Here is a 15,240-nt window from a genome sequence, read left to right on the forward strand (position 1 = left end):
CTGTTCACGCCGCAACTGAGGGCCTATGCCCGCGTTCTTCCGATCACCATGGCACGGCTGCGCGCGGCGCGCACGGGCCAGGTCATCGGACTGGACATCGCCCCGGGCACGCGCGTGAAAGCCGGCCAGCAACTGGGCCACCTGGGTGGTCCGGATATCGATGCCTTGCTGCAACAGCGAGAGGCCGCTGCCGCCAGCGCCCGTGATCATTTGGCTGCTGCACGACAGAAACTGGAGAGCGAACGCCGCAAGCAAGTGGGACGGCTGGCGACTCGCCAGGACGTATTGCAGGCCGAAGCCACCCTGACACAAGCGCGCGGGCAACAGGCCTCTGCCCGGGACAGGCTGCGTGCTGCGCGCATGCTTTCCAGACTGCGCGCTCCGGCTACAGGCACCGTGGTCTCCGTGAACGCAGCCGACGGCGAGCGCGTGGACGCCGGACAAGCCCTGCTGACCATCCAGCCCGACCATCAACTCTGGCTTCGCGCGAAACTCTATGATGCGCACGACCGCGCCATGCTGCACATCGGCATGCGTGGGCGGTTCATGCCTGCAGACGGGACCGCTGCGATCCGGGTAAAGGTGATTCGTGTCGTGCCACGCATCGATTCGGACGGTGGGTTGCCGCTGGCCCTGGCCCCCGCCGCCTCAAGCGCTTCTCCCGGCTGGATCAACGGTGAAGCTGGCACGGTGGTGCTGGACGGCACTCCGCGCAAGGCGGTTTCGGTCCCGACACGAGCCCTGGTCCTGGACCAGGGCCACTGGTGGGTACTGACCCGCACCCGCAAGGGGGACAAGCCGCTTCGTGTCGTCCCGGGACCCAGCGAGGGCTCGCAAACATTCATAGTGCAGGGCTTGGCCCCAGGTGCGCGCGTGATCGTCAATGACGCGTACATGCGCTTCCACCGCAACTTTGCGCGCCACTACCAAGACCAGGACTGAGCATGCAGGCACTGCGCCAATGGCTGGCTCGTCCGTTGCTTTGGGTGATGATTTTCGGTGGATTGGCGGTCTATGGAATCCACGCATGGCTGACCATCCCCGTGGAAGTGCTTCCGCGATTCGACTTTCCGCAAATCAGCGTGACCACGCATGATCCAGGAGCAACCGCAGAGGCACTGGAAACACGCATCGCGCGCCCCCTGGAAAACCAGCTTCTGGCGCTTTCTGGACTGTCCAGCGTGCGCTCGGACATCGGCAACGGCACGGTGCAGACCACGGTACGTTTTACCCGCAGCAGCAAAGCACAACAGGACCTTCAAGCGGTACGCGGAGCCATCGACCAGGCGCGCGGCTCGCTTCCGCCGCATACCCAGCCTTACGCGCAGATCATGGGCAACGCCATCAACGAGGTGGCCGATTACAGTGCACGGATCCCGGCAGGCGTGGATCCTGCAGCAGTGCAACGTGCGGCTCGTGCCATGGTCGAGCCCGCGCTGCGCGCCCTGCCCGGTGTGCAGCGTGTGGAAATCTACGGCACCGGCAACGAAGCGCTTTGGGTGCAGCCGAACCTCGAGGCGATGCATCAATACGGCGTTTCGGTAACCCGGATCGTCAAGGCCCTGCGCAACCGCGTGCTGCTCAGCCCCGGGGGTTACATCGACCAGGGGCATCAGGACGCGCTGATTGAACTGCGCGACATGCCTTTGTCCGTGGCGGCACTGGAGCGTACACCGATCCCGGGACCTCGAGGCAGCATTCCGCTGAGCGACCTGGCCCGCGTCGTGCGTGCCTCGATCCCGGTACACAATGCGGTACGCCTGGATGGACGGACCACCATCGCACTGACGGTATTCAAGCAGCCCGGTGCCTCCACGCTGCCGGTCACGCGTGCAGTCCAGGCGGCCCTGGACCACACCAACCCGCAGTTGCCCAAAGGCGTGCAATGGGAACGCATCTACAGCCAGGGACACATGGTGCACCTGATCGGCAGCGACCTCGGGCGCAACCTGCTGGTCGGCGGGGCACTGGCCATCGCGGTGCTTTTCTGGGTCCTCGGCGCCGGACGCGGCATCTGGGTCCTGGCACTGAGCATTCCGCTCTCACTGCTGCTTGCGATCGCCGCCCTGCATGCCACCGGGCACAGTCTGAACCTGATGACCCTGGGCGCGCTGACCGTGGCCATCGGACTGCTTGCAGACGACGCGATCATCGTGCTGGAAGCAATCTATCATCAATGGGAAAAGGGGCTGGCCCGGTGGCCGGGCATACGCCAGGGGCTGCGGGACATCGTCAGTCCGGATGTCAGCGGAAGTCTGACGACCATTTCCGTGTTCTTGCCCCTGCTTTTCGTGGGCGGGCTCGCGGGACTGTTCTTCATCCCGTTTGCCCTGGCCATGACTCTGGCAATCCTGGCCTCGCTGCTGGTCTCCCTTACGCTGATCCCGCTGGGCCTGGCCATGGTCAAGGCGCAGCCCGACAGCAAGCGCACCATGGCGGCGCGTGGTCTGGAACGCTTGCGTGCCGGCAATGACCGGCTGTTCGCCTGGGTTTCGCTCCATCCACGCCTGAGCCTGGCCGCATGCACTGGATTGTTCCTGGCCAGTGTGGCGGGACTGGCGCTGGTGCCGATGCATTTCCTGCCCCTGCCCAACGAGGGTGTCCTGCTGGAAAGCTTTACCCTGCCCCCGGGCAGTTCGTTGCAACAGACCCTGCAGACCGTGCACACGCTGACCCGGCGCCTGCGCAAGGACCCGGCTGTTGCGCACACCTACGCGCGGATCGGGTCGGCTTCCGATACTGCCTATCTGGAACCGGCCTACGCCGGGGAAATCCAGCTCGTGCTCAAGCCCGGCATCGGTGTCAATGACCTGACCGCGATCAGCCAGCGGATCCTTCACGAAAGCCGGCGCGACGGCATCCAGGTCACGATCGGAACACCCACGCTGGAACGCCTGGGCGAAAGCCTGTCCGGCCTGCCGCAACCCTTCGTGATCCATGTCCTGGGCAAGGATATCGGCCGTTTGCGTTCACTCGCAGCGAAAATCACCTCGCATCTGCGCACGGTATCCGCGCTGGCCGACATCTTCGACAATGACGGCTATCCGATCAGCCAGGTGCAGGTTCGTCCACGTGACGAGGCCATGGCCACCTACGGCATCACGCCAGCACAACTGCATGCACAACTGGGCCCGTTACTGGCCGGCACGGTGGTTGCAAGCATGTCCGACGGCAACCTCCCACTGGACATCTACGTGCGGCTTGCCCAGGCCAATCACCTCTCACTTGCGCAACTGCGGGCCATGCCCTTGCGTACGCACGGATGGACGCCACTGGGACAACTCGCGCACGTCGAGCTGACCCGCACACCCAACATGCTCCGACACATCAATGGCGCGCGTGCTCTGGACATCATGGCCACACCCACCACCACGCTGGGTCGGGCGGTGGCGGCTGCGCGCAAGGCACTGTCCACCGTTTCCATGCCCGCCGGCTATAGCATCCGGTTCGGCGGGCTCTATCCGCAACTGGTGCATGCACTGGTCGGCCTGGGCATCGCGGCCGCCTTTGCGTTCCTCCTGATGCTGGGCATCCTGGTCCTGCAATTCGACGGCCTGCTGGTACCCGGCATCCTGCTGCTGCAGATTCCCCTGGCCTTCACCGGTGGCGCGCTGGCCCTTGCACTCAGCGGCGTGGGCCTGAATGCCACGGCGCTGGTCGGACTTCTCACGCTGGTGGGGCTGAGCCTGAACCACGGCATCGTCTTGCTGTTCCGGGCACAACGCAACGAAGCTGGAGGCATGACTGTGCATGACGCCGTCCGCGAAGCGGTGCACGCCCGCTTTCGCCCTATCGTTCTGACCACCGCGACTGCGGTGCTCGGCATGCTGCCCACGGCTCTCGGCTGGGGCCAGGGCGCGGCCCCGGAGCAAGGACTGGCGATCGTCATCCTCGGCGGCATGCTGTGGAGCGCCCTGCTGACGACCAACCTGATTCCTTCGATCTATCTTGCACGACGTTCCCGGGCCAGGACTTCTGCATCCTGAGGGCGACCGCTGAAAAAAGGCCCCGGTCTTCACCGGGGTTTTTTTGTGCACGTGACCGGATCGATGCCGGAACGTCAGTTCGTTCTGTACACGTGGCCGTTGCGGATCCGCACATAATCTCCACGGCGAACCTGCGGATTTCCGCGCTGGGTCACGGTGGCGATGCGTCCATCATTCAGCTTCACCACCACGCGCCATGCTGGCGAGGTGTCAGGACTGTTGCGTTTGGCAACCTGGTTGCCAACCGCACCTCCGGCCACCGCACCCACCACGGTAGCCGCCCTGCGACCATCGCCCTTGCCTACCGTATTACCCAACGCTCCGCCGACGACGGCGCCGATGATGGTGCCCAGCACGTGTGTTTTGTTGTTGTCCCTGACGTAAATCTGGCCCACCTGGCGGACCACGCCACACTGGTTGCGGGGACATGCACGGTTGCCACGCGAGCTCTGGTAGGTCGTGCCGTAGGCATTGCCGGATGGAGGCGCCTGACCATAGCCTTGCGTGGCACAGCCGGCCAAGGCGAGCACCGAGGCCGCGAGTGCGGCGGTCAACAGGCGGGACATGTACGTGATCATCCTGGACATGGGATCTTTTCTCCTTGCGCTTGCTTGTGGCGAGGTTCAGTACAGCCGGCCTAGTTGGCGCTGGAAACGACCGTTGAACTTTGCTTGATCTCGACCCGATCACCCGGGTCATGATCCATGCGTGTGGTGTGCACGGTGCCGTTAAGTTGATACTTCACCGTGTAACCAACGATCCGGGTCGACTTGTCATTGACCGTCTGGCAGCGCTGCTCCTGGGTGGTATAGGTGCTGTTTTCCTGGCGGTTCTCCTGGATCTTCTTGCCGGCATAGCCTCCCGCGACCGCGCCGGCCACCGTAGCCAGCTTCTTGCCGTTGCCACCACCTACCTGGTGTCCAAGAACGCCGCCAAGCACGGCTCCGATCGCGGTACCGGCGATCTGGTGGGTATCCTTGACCGGCTTGTGATGGGTCACCGTCTCCTCATGACATTGCTGGCGCGGATGGTTGACGGTCTGGCGAATCGGTGTCGCGCTGAGGACCTTGGCGTATTGCGGGCCTTCGGCACTGGCATTGCGATTGCAGGCCGACAGGCCTGTAACGGCCGCGACGGCCATCCCTGCAACAAGTACCCCGGTAATAAACCTGTTCATCACTGGCCTCCTGTGTACCATTTGAATAACTGCTTCCATGAGTGGTCATTCAATCACCCGGCAACTGAACGACTGATAAGGTTGCAGCCTCGTCACTGCACACTCCGATGGGCTTCGCATCGACATCGTGCGACCCATCGCCCACATTGAAGCAGGGCATGGCCATGCATGCAGATCGTATACGGCTTATTGACAGCCATACCCATCTGGATTTTCCAGACTTCGAAGACGACCGTACGTTGATGTTGCAACGTGCAAAAGCCGTCGGAATCACGGACATCGTCGTTGCTGGCGTCACGGCCGCAAACTGGCCGCGACTGAGGGATGTATGTGCCAGCGCACGTGATATCCCTCGAATGCATGCCTGTTACGGACTGCACCCCGAGTTCATGGATGATCACGAAGACACTCACCTCGACGCATTGGGCGAATGGCTGCAGCGCGAGAGTGCAGTGGCCCTGGGCGAATGCGGACTGGACTTTCATGACCCTGCAGCGGAAAGCGAACGCCAGCTTCACTTTTTCCGCAGACAATTGGCCCTCGCACGCGAATTGCAGCTTCCAGTGATCATCCATGCCCGAAAGGCGGTTGAGGCCGTGATCCTTGCGCTTCGCGCCGCGGGGTCCCTGTGCGGCGTGGTGCACAGTTTCGGCGGCAGCATCGAACAGGCACGACAGCTGTGGGACCTGGGATTCCACATCGGACTCGGTGGTCCAGTGACACATGATGGTTCACACCGGCTGCACCGACTGGTGAAGGCCGTGCCGATGGAACAGATCCTCCTCGAGACCGACGCGCCGGACCAGCCAGGAGCGGCTCATCGCGGACATCGCAATGAGCCGTCCTTCCTCAATGACGTACTCGCCACCATCAGCCGTCTTCGCGACCTGCCCCGGGAAACCGTTGCCAAAGCCACCACGGCCAATGCACGCAGGCTCTTCGGATTGCCGTAGCCATGCGCCTTGCCAGCAATGGATAGTGTTTGCTATGGTAATAGTTCATTGATGAACTATCCATGCCTGAGATGGGTCCACTCCAGCAATCCTGTCAATCCATGCAAGCCGGCGTTGACCGTGTCGCCGAACAGGTGCCCGGCCTTCCCGCCGACGACATCAAGCTGTCGCGCATGCTGCATATCGTTTCCGCAGGCATGGAAGCAGCCGAGGAAGCCTGGCTGAAGGCGCACCAGTTGGGTCTCAGCGAATTTCGTACCCTGATAATGCTGTACAGCAGCCCGGGACAGCAGGCGCATCCATCCGACCTGTGCCAATGGGCCACACTCAAGCCCACCAACATGACCCGCATCGTCGACGCTCTGTTGCAGCGAGGACTGGTGACTCGTCGGCCCAGCGACAAGGACCGCCGATGCATCATCCTCGAGGTCACCCCGGATGGCGCACGCCTGATACGCAAACTTCTGCCGATGCTGCATCCCAACGTAACGGCCATGCTCCAGGGCTTCAGCCGTGCAGAGCACCGCCAGATGGGGATCCTGCTGCAAAAGTTGATCGACAACATTGACGCCATGGACAACGCCCCGCAATGAAGACCGTGACCACTTTTCGCGTCCTGGCCCTTGCCATGGCAGGCACGCTGCTGGCGGCCTGTGCTGTCCCCGGCCGCATCCGCCAGCCGGAAGGGATGCGCAGCGACGTCCCGCTTGCCGGACTGACCTCTGCAAAGGCCACTGGGAAGTGGCCGGATCCGCGCTGGTGGAAGCGCTACCACGATACGCAGCTGAACCAGCTGATCGACAGCGCACTCAAGGGTGCCACCAGCCTTGCGACGGCGCGCAGCCGGGTCCAAGAAGCTACGGCCGCCGCCAAGGTCACGGCCGACCAGGTCGGCCTGCGCATCAACGGCAACGCCCAGTTCACGCGTCAACGCCTGAGCGAAAACGGCTTGATCCCCACCAGTGTCCTGGGCTTCACCTGGTACAACCAGGGTGACCTCGGCATCCAGGGCAGCTACGATTTTGACCTCTGGGGCGGCCATCGTGCCGCGGTACAGGCAGCCATCGGGCAGATCCGCGCAGCGCAGGCCGGACGCAGCGCCGCAGCACTGGCGCTGGAGGTACAGATCACGCGGACCTATTTCGGCTGGCTGGCCGACCAGCAGCGTCTTGAACTGGCGCGCATGGCGGTACAACAGCAGGAAAAGCTGGCCCACGTCCTGGACCTGCGCGTCATGGCCGGTATTGATCCAAGCGATCATTGGCAGCAGGCACGTTCCGCCGCGGCGGCATCACGCCAGAAGCTGGAAGCACTGCGCGGAAGTGCACGCATCCGCCAGGCCGTTCTGGCCGCACTGGTCGGTGTCTCGCCAAAGGATCTGCCCCGGCTCAAGCCTCGCCCGCTACCCAAGGCCCACGCCAGTGTGCCGGCCCATGCACGGCTTGACCTTGTCGCGCGCCGCCCGGACATTGCGGCTCGTCGTTGGCAGGTCGAGGCTGCGTTGCGCCGCACCGACGTCGCGCGTGCGAAGTTCTTTCCCGACCTGAGCATCAACGCACTGGCCGGGTTCTCCAGTATCGATCTCGGAAAACTGACCGCACCGGCAAGCCGGGTCTTTTCGGTCACGCCGGCGCTGCATCTGCCGATCTTCGAAAGCGGCTTGCTGCATGCAGCCTATGGCTTGTCCAGGGCCCAACTGGAAACAGCCGTGGCGCAATACAACGACGCCGTGATCAACGCCGCCCGACAGGTGGCCACGCAAGTGCTGGATCTTGAACGCCTGCGTGCGCAGAGCGCGCAGCAACAACAGCAACTGCAGGCCGTGGCCTCACTCGAGCGCAGTGCCTCGGCACGTCGCCGGCAGGGCGTGACCAATATCGTGCCCTTGCTTCAGGCACGCCTGCAGCTCCTGACACAACGTGATGCACTGCTTCAGTTGCATGCGCAGACCCTGGACGCCGATATCGGCCTCATCCAGGCCCTCGGCGGTGGCTACCGCATGCACGGCAACCCATCGGCGGACGCGGCAACGCCCGCTCCCGCCTCATCTTCCTCTTCCCTGCGGAAACCACGATCATGAGCGACCCAGAAGGCCAGCCGGCAGGGAATGCCGGCAACACCTCATCGGCGAAAGACAAGAAAGACGACAACGGCAAACGCACTCGCGTTCTACTGATCATTGGCGGCATCTTCGTGCTTGCCGGCGTGACATGGTTCCTGCTCTGGCTGTTCGTGTTTTCGCAACGCGAAGTCACCGACGATGCCTATGTGAACGGCAACCAGGTCAATGTCAGCGCGCAGATCTCGGGGACAGTGGTTGCGGTGATGGCCGACAACACCGACCGGGTCAAGGCCGGACAGGTCCTGGTTCGGCTGGACCCCACCGACACCAAGGTCAACCTTTCCAAGGCTCGCAATGCCCTGGCCCAGGTCGTGCGCAAGGTCCGCCAGGCCGTGGCCAATGCTGCCCAGGCCGATTCCGCGGTCAATGCACGCAAGGTCGAGCTGGCGCTGGCGCGTTCGGACCTGAAACGAAGCGAACCGCTGCTGGCGGCACAGGCAGTCTCACCCGAACAACTTGCGCATCTCAAGGACCGGGTCAAGACCGCAAGCAGCGCGCTGCAACTGGCCCGGCGCAAAGCCGTCGCGGCGCATGCCACCGTCGACGGTACCGATGTGGCACACAATCCCGCAGTATTGCAGGCTCGTGCCACATTCCTTTCCGCCTGGCTGGCCGCACACCGCACCTCGATCCTGGCCCCGGTGTCGGGCTATGTAGCCCAGCGCAGCGTGCAAGTCGGTCAGCAGATCAAACCGGGCATGCCACTGATGCAGATCATTCCGCTGAACGATTTGTGGGTGGATGCGAACTTCAAGGAAGTCCAGCTTGCCCACATCCACATTGGCCAGACGGTAAAGGTCAAGCCGGATATCTACGACGGACTGGTTTTCAAAGGCAAGGTGCAAGGTCTGGGAGCGGGCACCGGCAGCGCGTTCGCACTGCTGCCCCCACAGAACGCATCAGGCAACTGGATCAAGGTGGTTCAACGTGTGCCGGTACGCATCAGCCTGAATCCGAAGGACCTGCGCAAGCATCCGCTGCGCATCGGATTGTCCACCGAAGTCGAAGTCGATACGCATGACCGCAGTGGACGGGTGCTGGCCAAGGCCCCCGTGCACAAGGCCGTATCGCAAACCTCGGTCTACGACACCGACCTTGGCGAGGCCCGTAGGCAAGCCGACGCCATCATCCAGTCCAACCTGGGTGCTAACACCACCAAGTGATCCACGGCGCGGCCCGTGCCGCGCCCCCTCGAGGAAACCGACTTCGCGATGTCCACTGCAGACACGGCACCGCAAAAACCGCTGCACGGCATGACGCTGGTGCTGGTCACGATCGCGATCTCCTTTGCCACGTTCATGGAGATCCTCGACCTGACTATCGTCAATGTCGCCGTGCCGCATATCGCCGGCGCGCTGGCAGTCAGTCCGCAGGAAGGCACCTGGGCCATCAGTTCCTACGCACTGGCCAGTGCGATCATGCAGCCGCTGACCGGCTGGATCGCCAAGCGTTTCGGCGAAGTACGCACTTTCGTCATCGCCTTGCTCCTGTTCGTGAGCTTCTCGATGCTGTGCGGCATGGCCACGAGCATGCCCATGCTGGTGGTGTTCCGCCTGCTGCAGGGCGCCGGCTCCGGCCCCATGGTGGCCTTGTCGCTGGCGCTGTTGCTGGGCGTCTATCCGGTCGAGCGCAAGGGCATGGCGCTGGCCATGTGGGCGATGACGGTGGTCGTTGCGCCGATTTTCGGCCCGATCCTGGGCGGCTACATCACCGACAACCTGTCCTGGCCGTGGATCTTCTTCATCAATGTGCCGGTGGGCCTGCTGGCGGGTACGGTGGTCTGGGCAATCATGCACAAGCGCGAATCGCGCATCGTCAAGACGCCCATCGACGTGATCGGGCTGGTCCTGCTGGTGCTCGGCGTGGGCTCGCTGCAGTTCATGCTCGACAACGGCAACGACAAGGACTGGTTTGCCTCGCCGCTGATCCTGACCCTGGGGGTCATCTCGCTGGTCTGCCTGACCTTCCTGGTTGCATGGGAGCTGATGGTGGAGCACCCGGTCGTCGACCTGTCGCTGTTCCGCAAGCGCAATTTCACGGTCGGCGTGATCGCACTCTCGCTGGGCATGATGGCCTTTTTCGGCATCAACGTGGTATTCCCACTGTGGCTGCAGATCAACATGAACTACACGGCCACGTGGGCCGGACTGGCCACGGCGCCGGTCGGCATCCTCGCGTTTCTGCTGTCGCCGATCATCGGGCGCAACATCGACAAGCTGGAACTGCGCGCGGTGGTGACGTTCTCATTCGTGGTGTTCGCGGTCACCTCGTACTGGTTTTCCACTTTCAGCAACGATGCCTCGTTCAGCAGCCTGGTCATGCCGCGTTTCGTGATGGGTCTGGCGATTCCGTGCTTCTTCATCCCGCTGAACCAGATGATCCTGTCCGGCCTCAAGGATCACGAGGTTGCTTCAGCATCCGGCTTGGCCAATTTCTTTCGCACCATGGCCTCGAGCGTGTCCACGGCGGTCACGGTCACCCTGTGGCAGCATCGCTCCGAATACCACCATGCGATCCTGGCCGAGCACATCAACCACACCAATCCGGCAGCCGAAAGCTATTTCAACACCCTGAAAGCCGTAGGGATCAGCGGATTGCACAAGTGGGCGGTGCTTGAACGCGTGGTCAATCACGAAGCCCTCACGCTTGCGGTGAACGACGTTTTCTGGGGTTGCGCCGTGCTTTTCGTGTGCCTGATACCGGTCCTGTGGCTGGCCCGCCCGCCCTTCGGCGGCACCGGGCCGGAGGCGATGCACTGAGGTTTCCCACCGGGTGAAAAGTGTGTCGTCGGGCGTCCTGTGACAGTCCGGCCTGCGGTCCTGCAATCAGTGATCATGAAAACCTGCGTGAACAGGCGACAACCGTTGCAGTCGCGTGACCGTCTGTCATGTCGCAGAAAGTGGACCTCCGGAAACATTGGTGCGGCAGGAGTCCCGACAACGCATCCGTGCATTGTGGCTCCATGTGGCATGCGCAGATGGCTCTGTCACGCCGGGATGCAGGCGATGACACCCCATTCGTGGCCGTTTGCCAGCGCTCATCTTGCGGCAGAGATCTTGCGGCAGCAATAAGGACCCAGGGCGTGCGGCAGCGGTCCCCTTGCCCCACTGAAAGCATGCATATGAAAAGGGCGGCCGTGGCCGCCCTTTTCCATCGATGTCATGTGACAGCCCGTGGAACGCTCAGCTCTGAGGCGCCGGATCCCCGACCGTACTGGCGGGCGAATCCGCGTCGCCGCCACGTGGCACGTCGGGCCTGGAGCCCGTGCCGGTGGAATCGCCCCAGCCCTCCGGTGGGCTCGGTCGACGACCCTGCATGATCTCTTCGATCTGCTTGGCATCAATGGTCTCGTATTGCAGCAGCGCCTCGGCCATCAGGTGCAATTTTTCCATGTTGTCGGTCAACAACCGGGTGCTGGTGGCATAGGCTGAATCGAGAATGCCGCGCACGACCACGTCGATCTTGCGGGTGGTTTCGTCGGAGACATTCTTGTGCTGGGTCACCGAACGGCCCAGGAAGACCTCATCCTCCTCCTCGCCATAGGTGACCGGACCGAGCTCGTCGGACAGGCCCCACTTGGTGACCATGTTGTGGGCCATCTTGGTGGCTCGCTCGATGTCATTGGAAGCACCGGTGGTGACCTTGTCCGCGCCGAAGATCAGTTCTTCGGCTACGCGACCGCCATAAAGCGAGCAAAGCTGCGACCTGATCGCCGTCTTGCTGAGGCTGTACTTGTCGCCTTCCGGAAGGTACATGGTCACGCCCAGCGCACGGCCGCGCGGAATGATGGTGACCTTGTAGACCGGGTCGTGGTCCGGCATCAGCCGCCCGACGATGGCATGCCCGGACTCATGGTAGGCCGTGAGCTTCTTCTCATCCTCGCTCATGGCCATGGAGCGTCGCTCGGCGCCCATCAGGATCTTGTCCTTGGCCTTCTCCATGTGGCTCATGCGGACTTCGCGGGCGTTCTCGCGCGCAGCACAAAGCGCGGCCTCGTTTACCAGATTGGCAAGATCCGCACCGGAGAAACCCGGGGTGCCACGGGCGATCACCATGGCGTCAATATCGGTGTGCAGTGGCACTTTGCGCAGATGCACGTTGAGAATCTGCTCGCGGCCCTTCACATCGGGGAGGCCGACCACGACCTGACGATCGAAACGTCCCGGACGCAGCAGCGCCGGGTCAAGCACGTCGGGACGGTTGGTCGCGGCAATCACGATCACGCCCTCCCCGCCCTCGAAACCATCCATCTCGACCAGCAACTGGTTCAGGGTCTGCTCGCGCTCGTCGTGCCCACCTCCCACGCCGGCGCCGCGATGACGACCGACAGCATCGATCTCGTCGATGAAGATGATGCATGGCGCATGCTTCTTGGCCTGGTCGAACATGTCGCGCACGCGGCTGGCGCCTACGCCCACGAACATCTCGACAAAGTCGGAACCGGAGATCGAGAAGAAAGGGACCTTGGCTTCGCCCGCGATGGCCTTGGCCAGCAGGGTCTTGCCGGTGCCTGGCGGACCGACCATCAAGACACCACGCGGGATCTTGCCGCCCAGCTTCTGGAATTTGGACGGATCACGCAGGAACTCGACCAGCTCGCTGACTTCCTCCTTGGCCTCCTCGCAACCGGCCACGTCGGTGAAGTTCACCTTGACCTGATCTTCACCCTGCAGCTTTGCGCGCGACTTGCCGAAGCTCATGGCCCCGCGTGCGCCACCACCGGACTGCATCTGGCGCATGAACCAGAATCCCACGCCGAAGATGATGATGATGGGCAACCAGTTGAGCAGCAGGCCGATCAGCGAAAAGCCGTTGTCGGACGGCTGCTGCTTCACGCTTACGCCATTCTTGGTCAGGGTCTTGAGAAGATCGCTGCTGGTAATGCCGATCAGCGGCACCACCGTGCGGAACTGGCCGCCATCCTTGAGTTTGCCCTTGACCACAGGCGGCGTATCCGAACTGATCGTGGCCTCGGAGATGTTGTTGCTGTCCACCTGATGGATGAAGGTGGAGTAGCTCATCTGCTGCGAGCCGGAGGTGTCGTGACTGAAGCTCTGGAACACCGCCACAAGCACCACGGCGATGATCAACCAGAACAGCAGGTTTTTGGCCATTTCATTCATGCGCATTTCTCGTCAGGAGAGCCGGCCCGGGCGCGATGCCCGGTTGCCAGCGCGTAGACTTCACGTGAGCGCGCACGCGAAGCCTTCGGTTTGCGCATCGTCACGCGCCTGAAGTCGGCACGCAAGTCACGCAGGTAATCGTCAAAGCCAGCGCCCTGGAACAACTTGATCAGAAACGCTCCGTCCGGCTTCAGCCAGCCGCGGCAGAAATCCAGGGCCAGTTCGGCCAGATCCATTGCACGCATCTGGTCGGCAATGGCCACACCACTCATATTGGGGGCCATGTCCGAGAGCACAAGGTCCACCTTGTTCCCGTCCAGTTGGCGTTCCAGCTCGGCCACTACCTCGCCCTCGCGAAAGTCACCCTCAATGAACTCGACCCCTCCGATGCCCTGCATGGGAAGGATGTCCAGGGCAATAATGCGGCCTTTTTCGCCCATCCGTTGCTGGACCAGTTGCGACCAGCTGCCGGGCGCCGCGCCCAGGTCCACCACATGCATGCCCGGACGCAGCAGGTGATCCCGCTCAAGCAGTTCCTCGAGCTTGAAAGCAGCGCGCGAACGCCAGCCTTCGGCCTGCGCGCGCTTGACGTAGGCATCATCGAAGTGTTCCTTGAGCCAGCGTGTGCTGCTCTTGCTGCGGGCCATGAAGCGCTTCCGGACATCCGTGCTTGGAGGTGCCCATGATACCCTGTGCAACTCCCTTGCTGCGACCCGAAGCTGAACGAGATGACCGCCCCGACCCCGACGCCCTCCGGCACCGCAAGCGCCCTGACTGCCAGCCAGCGCCGCTATCTCAGGGGCCTGTGCCAAGACCTGCATCCGATCATCATGCTGGGCGCCAAAGGTGTCAGTGAGGCCGTGACCAGGGAACTGGAGATTGCGCTGGACCACCATGAACTGGTCAAGATCAAGCTCTCCGGCGGCGACCGCGATCAGCGACAGCTGCAGATCGACCAGCTGGCCGAGGCCACCGGAGCCTCCGTGGTGCAGCAGATTGGCCATACCGCGAGCGTGTTCCGGCGCAACGCAGACGAGCCCAAGCTGGCCCTGCCGCGCTGAATACAGCACGTCCAGGCTCGAATCCCATCGCTACCTGACGGAGGATTCCCGTGGAACTATCACTTGAACGTCCCGAGGATTTCCTGTTTGTACGCCGCGTCGAGCACGATGCAGTGACGGTGGTCGACCGCCGTTTCACACAAAGTTTCGTGCTCGCACGCGACCACGTGATCGAGAACTGGCCGCCCACCGATACCTCCAGCCTGGATCCGCAAGCCGTCGAACCGATCCTGGCACTGGATCCGGAAGTGGTGCTGCTTGGCACCGGTATACGGCAGGCCTTCCCATCCGCCGAAGTCCAGGCTGCATTCCTGCGCAAGGGCGTAGGCATCGAGGTGATGGACAATGCGGCCGCCGCACGCACCCATGCCGTGCTTGCCAGCGAGGGGCGCAATGTCGTGGTGGCCTTTCTTCTGCCCGGAAACTGAAGGCACTTGCCTGGGCGGCCAGTGGCGCCCGAGTCATCCAGGGAATCGGGCGTATCATGCTGTTCGTGATGCCCGATGCCGGGGGGAATGAACCCGGCGATGTGCATTTCCCCGGATTCGACCAGCTCGGAGGTCACTCGACATGACGCAGACAAACGAACTGGGCCGCGGATGGATGCGCGGCGTCGGCATCGGCATCATCGTGGCAGTGCTCACAGCACTGTTCATGATGGGCATGGCTCGTGCCGGACTTGCCCCTTTTCCCAAGCCCCCTTCCCTGGCCTTCGCCGAAACCCTGCTGGCGCGCCCGTTACCGCTACCCGTGGGCCTGCTTTTCCATGCGGCCTATGTGATCTTCTGGTCCGTGCTGTTCGTGCGCTTCTTCCCCAG

At 62.9% G+C, this 15,240-nt stretch carries 14 protein-coding genes; 10 read left to right on the top strand and 4 right to left on the bottom strand.

The window, feature by feature from the left end:
- On the top strand, positions 1-942 hold a 942-nt coding region (locus PF446_RS05550; RefSeq protein WP_298070249.1), incomplete at its 5' end, for an HlyD family efflux transporter periplasmic adaptor subunit.
- Between the two features lie 2 nt (positions 943-944).
- Positions 945-3,986, top strand: coding sequence for an efflux RND transporter permease subunit (locus PF446_RS05555; protein WP_298070250.1), 3,042 nt, complete (start codon positions 945-947; stop codon positions 3,984-3,986).
- Positions 3,987-4,060: 74 nt separating this feature from the next.
- Here the strand turns inward: PF446_RS05555 and PF446_RS05560 are convergent, their stop codons facing one another.
- Together PF446_RS05560 and PF446_RS05565 are read right to left on the bottom strand one after the other, a co-directional pair.
- Positions 4,061-4,552 carry a glycine zipper 2TM domain-containing protein gene (locus PF446_RS05560; protein WP_298070251.1) on the bottom strand — a complete coding sequence of 164 codons (492 nt, stop codon included), beginning with the start codon at positions 4,550-4,552 and terminating at the stop codon, positions 4,061-4,063.
- Between the two features lie 71 nt (positions 4,553-4,623).
- On the bottom strand, positions 4,624-5,163 hold the full coding sequence (locus tag PF446_RS05565) for a glycine zipper 2TM domain-containing protein (protein WP_298070252.1): 540 nt from the start codon (positions 5,161-5,163) through the stop codon (positions 4,624-4,626).
- 164 nt (positions 5,164-5,327) lie between these two features.
- Between PF446_RS05565 and PF446_RS05570 the strand changes: the two genes are divergently transcribed.
- From PF446_RS05570 to PF446_RS05590, 5 genes are all read left to right on the top strand, one after another.
- Positions 5,328-6,116: a TatD family hydrolase gene (locus PF446_RS05570; protein ID WP_298070253.1), complete on the top strand. Its 789-nt coding sequence runs from the start codon at positions 5,328-5,330 to the stop codon at positions 6,114-6,116.
- A 101-nt stretch (positions 6,117-6,217) separates the two neighbouring features.
- Entirely contained in the window at positions 6,218-6,709 is a 492-nt protein-coding gene (locus PF446_RS05575) for a MarR family transcriptional regulator (protein ID WP_298070254.1), read from the top strand.
- Positions 6,710-6,714: 5 nt separating this feature from the next.
- Positions 6,715-8,196 carry an efflux transporter outer membrane subunit gene (locus PF446_RS05580; RefSeq protein WP_298070255.1) on the top strand — a complete coding sequence of 494 codons (1,482 nt, stop codon included), beginning with the start codon at positions 6,715-6,717 and terminating at the stop codon, positions 8,194-8,196.
- Positions 8,193-9,401 (top strand): efflux RND transporter periplasmic adaptor subunit, encoded by a 1,209-nt coding sequence (locus PF446_RS05585; protein ID WP_298070256.1) that lies wholly within the window; start codon positions 8,193-8,195, stop codon positions 9,399-9,401. The genes PF446_RS05580 and PF446_RS05585 overlap by 4 nt, the downstream gene beginning before the upstream one ends.
- A 48-nt stretch (positions 9,402-9,449) precedes the next feature.
- Entirely contained in the window at positions 9,450-10,997 is a 1,548-nt protein-coding gene (locus tag PF446_RS05590; RefSeq protein ID WP_298070262.1) for a DHA2 family efflux MFS transporter permease subunit, read from the top strand.
- 423 nt (positions 10,998-11,420) lie between these two features.
- Here PF446_RS05590 and ftsH read toward each other — a convergent pair whose 3' ends face one another.
- Complete coding sequence (gene ftsH / locus PF446_RS05595; protein ID WP_298070257.1) at positions 11,421-13,361, bottom strand: ATP-dependent zinc metalloprotease FtsH; 1,941 nt, start codon at positions 13,359-13,361, stop codon at positions 11,421-11,423.
- Positions 13,358-14,008 carry a 23S rRNA (uridine(2552)-2'-O)-methyltransferase RlmE gene (gene rlmE, locus PF446_RS05600; protein ID WP_298070258.1) on the bottom strand — a complete coding sequence of 217 codons (651 nt, stop codon included), beginning with the start codon at positions 14,006-14,008 and terminating at the stop codon, positions 13,358-13,360. The genes ftsH and rlmE overlap by 4 nt, the downstream gene beginning before the upstream one ends.
- An 81-nt stretch (positions 14,009-14,089) precedes the next feature.
- Between rlmE and PF446_RS05605 the strand changes: the two genes are divergently transcribed.
- From PF446_RS05605 to PF446_RS05615, 3 genes are all read left to right on the top strand, one after another.
- Entirely contained in the window at positions 14,090-14,422 is a 333-nt protein-coding gene (locus PF446_RS05605) for a YhbY family RNA-binding protein (RefSeq protein WP_298070259.1), read from the top strand.
- Between the two features lie 50 nt (positions 14,423-14,472).
- Positions 14,473-14,850 carry an MTH938/NDUFAF3 family protein gene (locus PF446_RS05610; protein WP_298070260.1) on the top strand — a complete coding sequence of 126 codons (378 nt, stop codon included), beginning with the start codon at positions 14,473-14,475 and terminating at the stop codon, positions 14,848-14,850.
- Positions 14,851-14,992: 142 nt separating this feature from the next.
- Positions 14,993-15,240: hypothetical protein (locus tag PF446_RS05615; protein WP_298070261.1), on the top strand; the 248-nt coding region annotated here is incomplete at its 3' end.

Origin of the sequence: Oleiagrimonas sp., from assembly GCF_027858935.1 — a bacterium.
Lineage (GTDB): Bacteria > Pseudomonadota > Gammaproteobacteria > Xanthomonadales > Rhodanobacteraceae > Oleiagrimonas.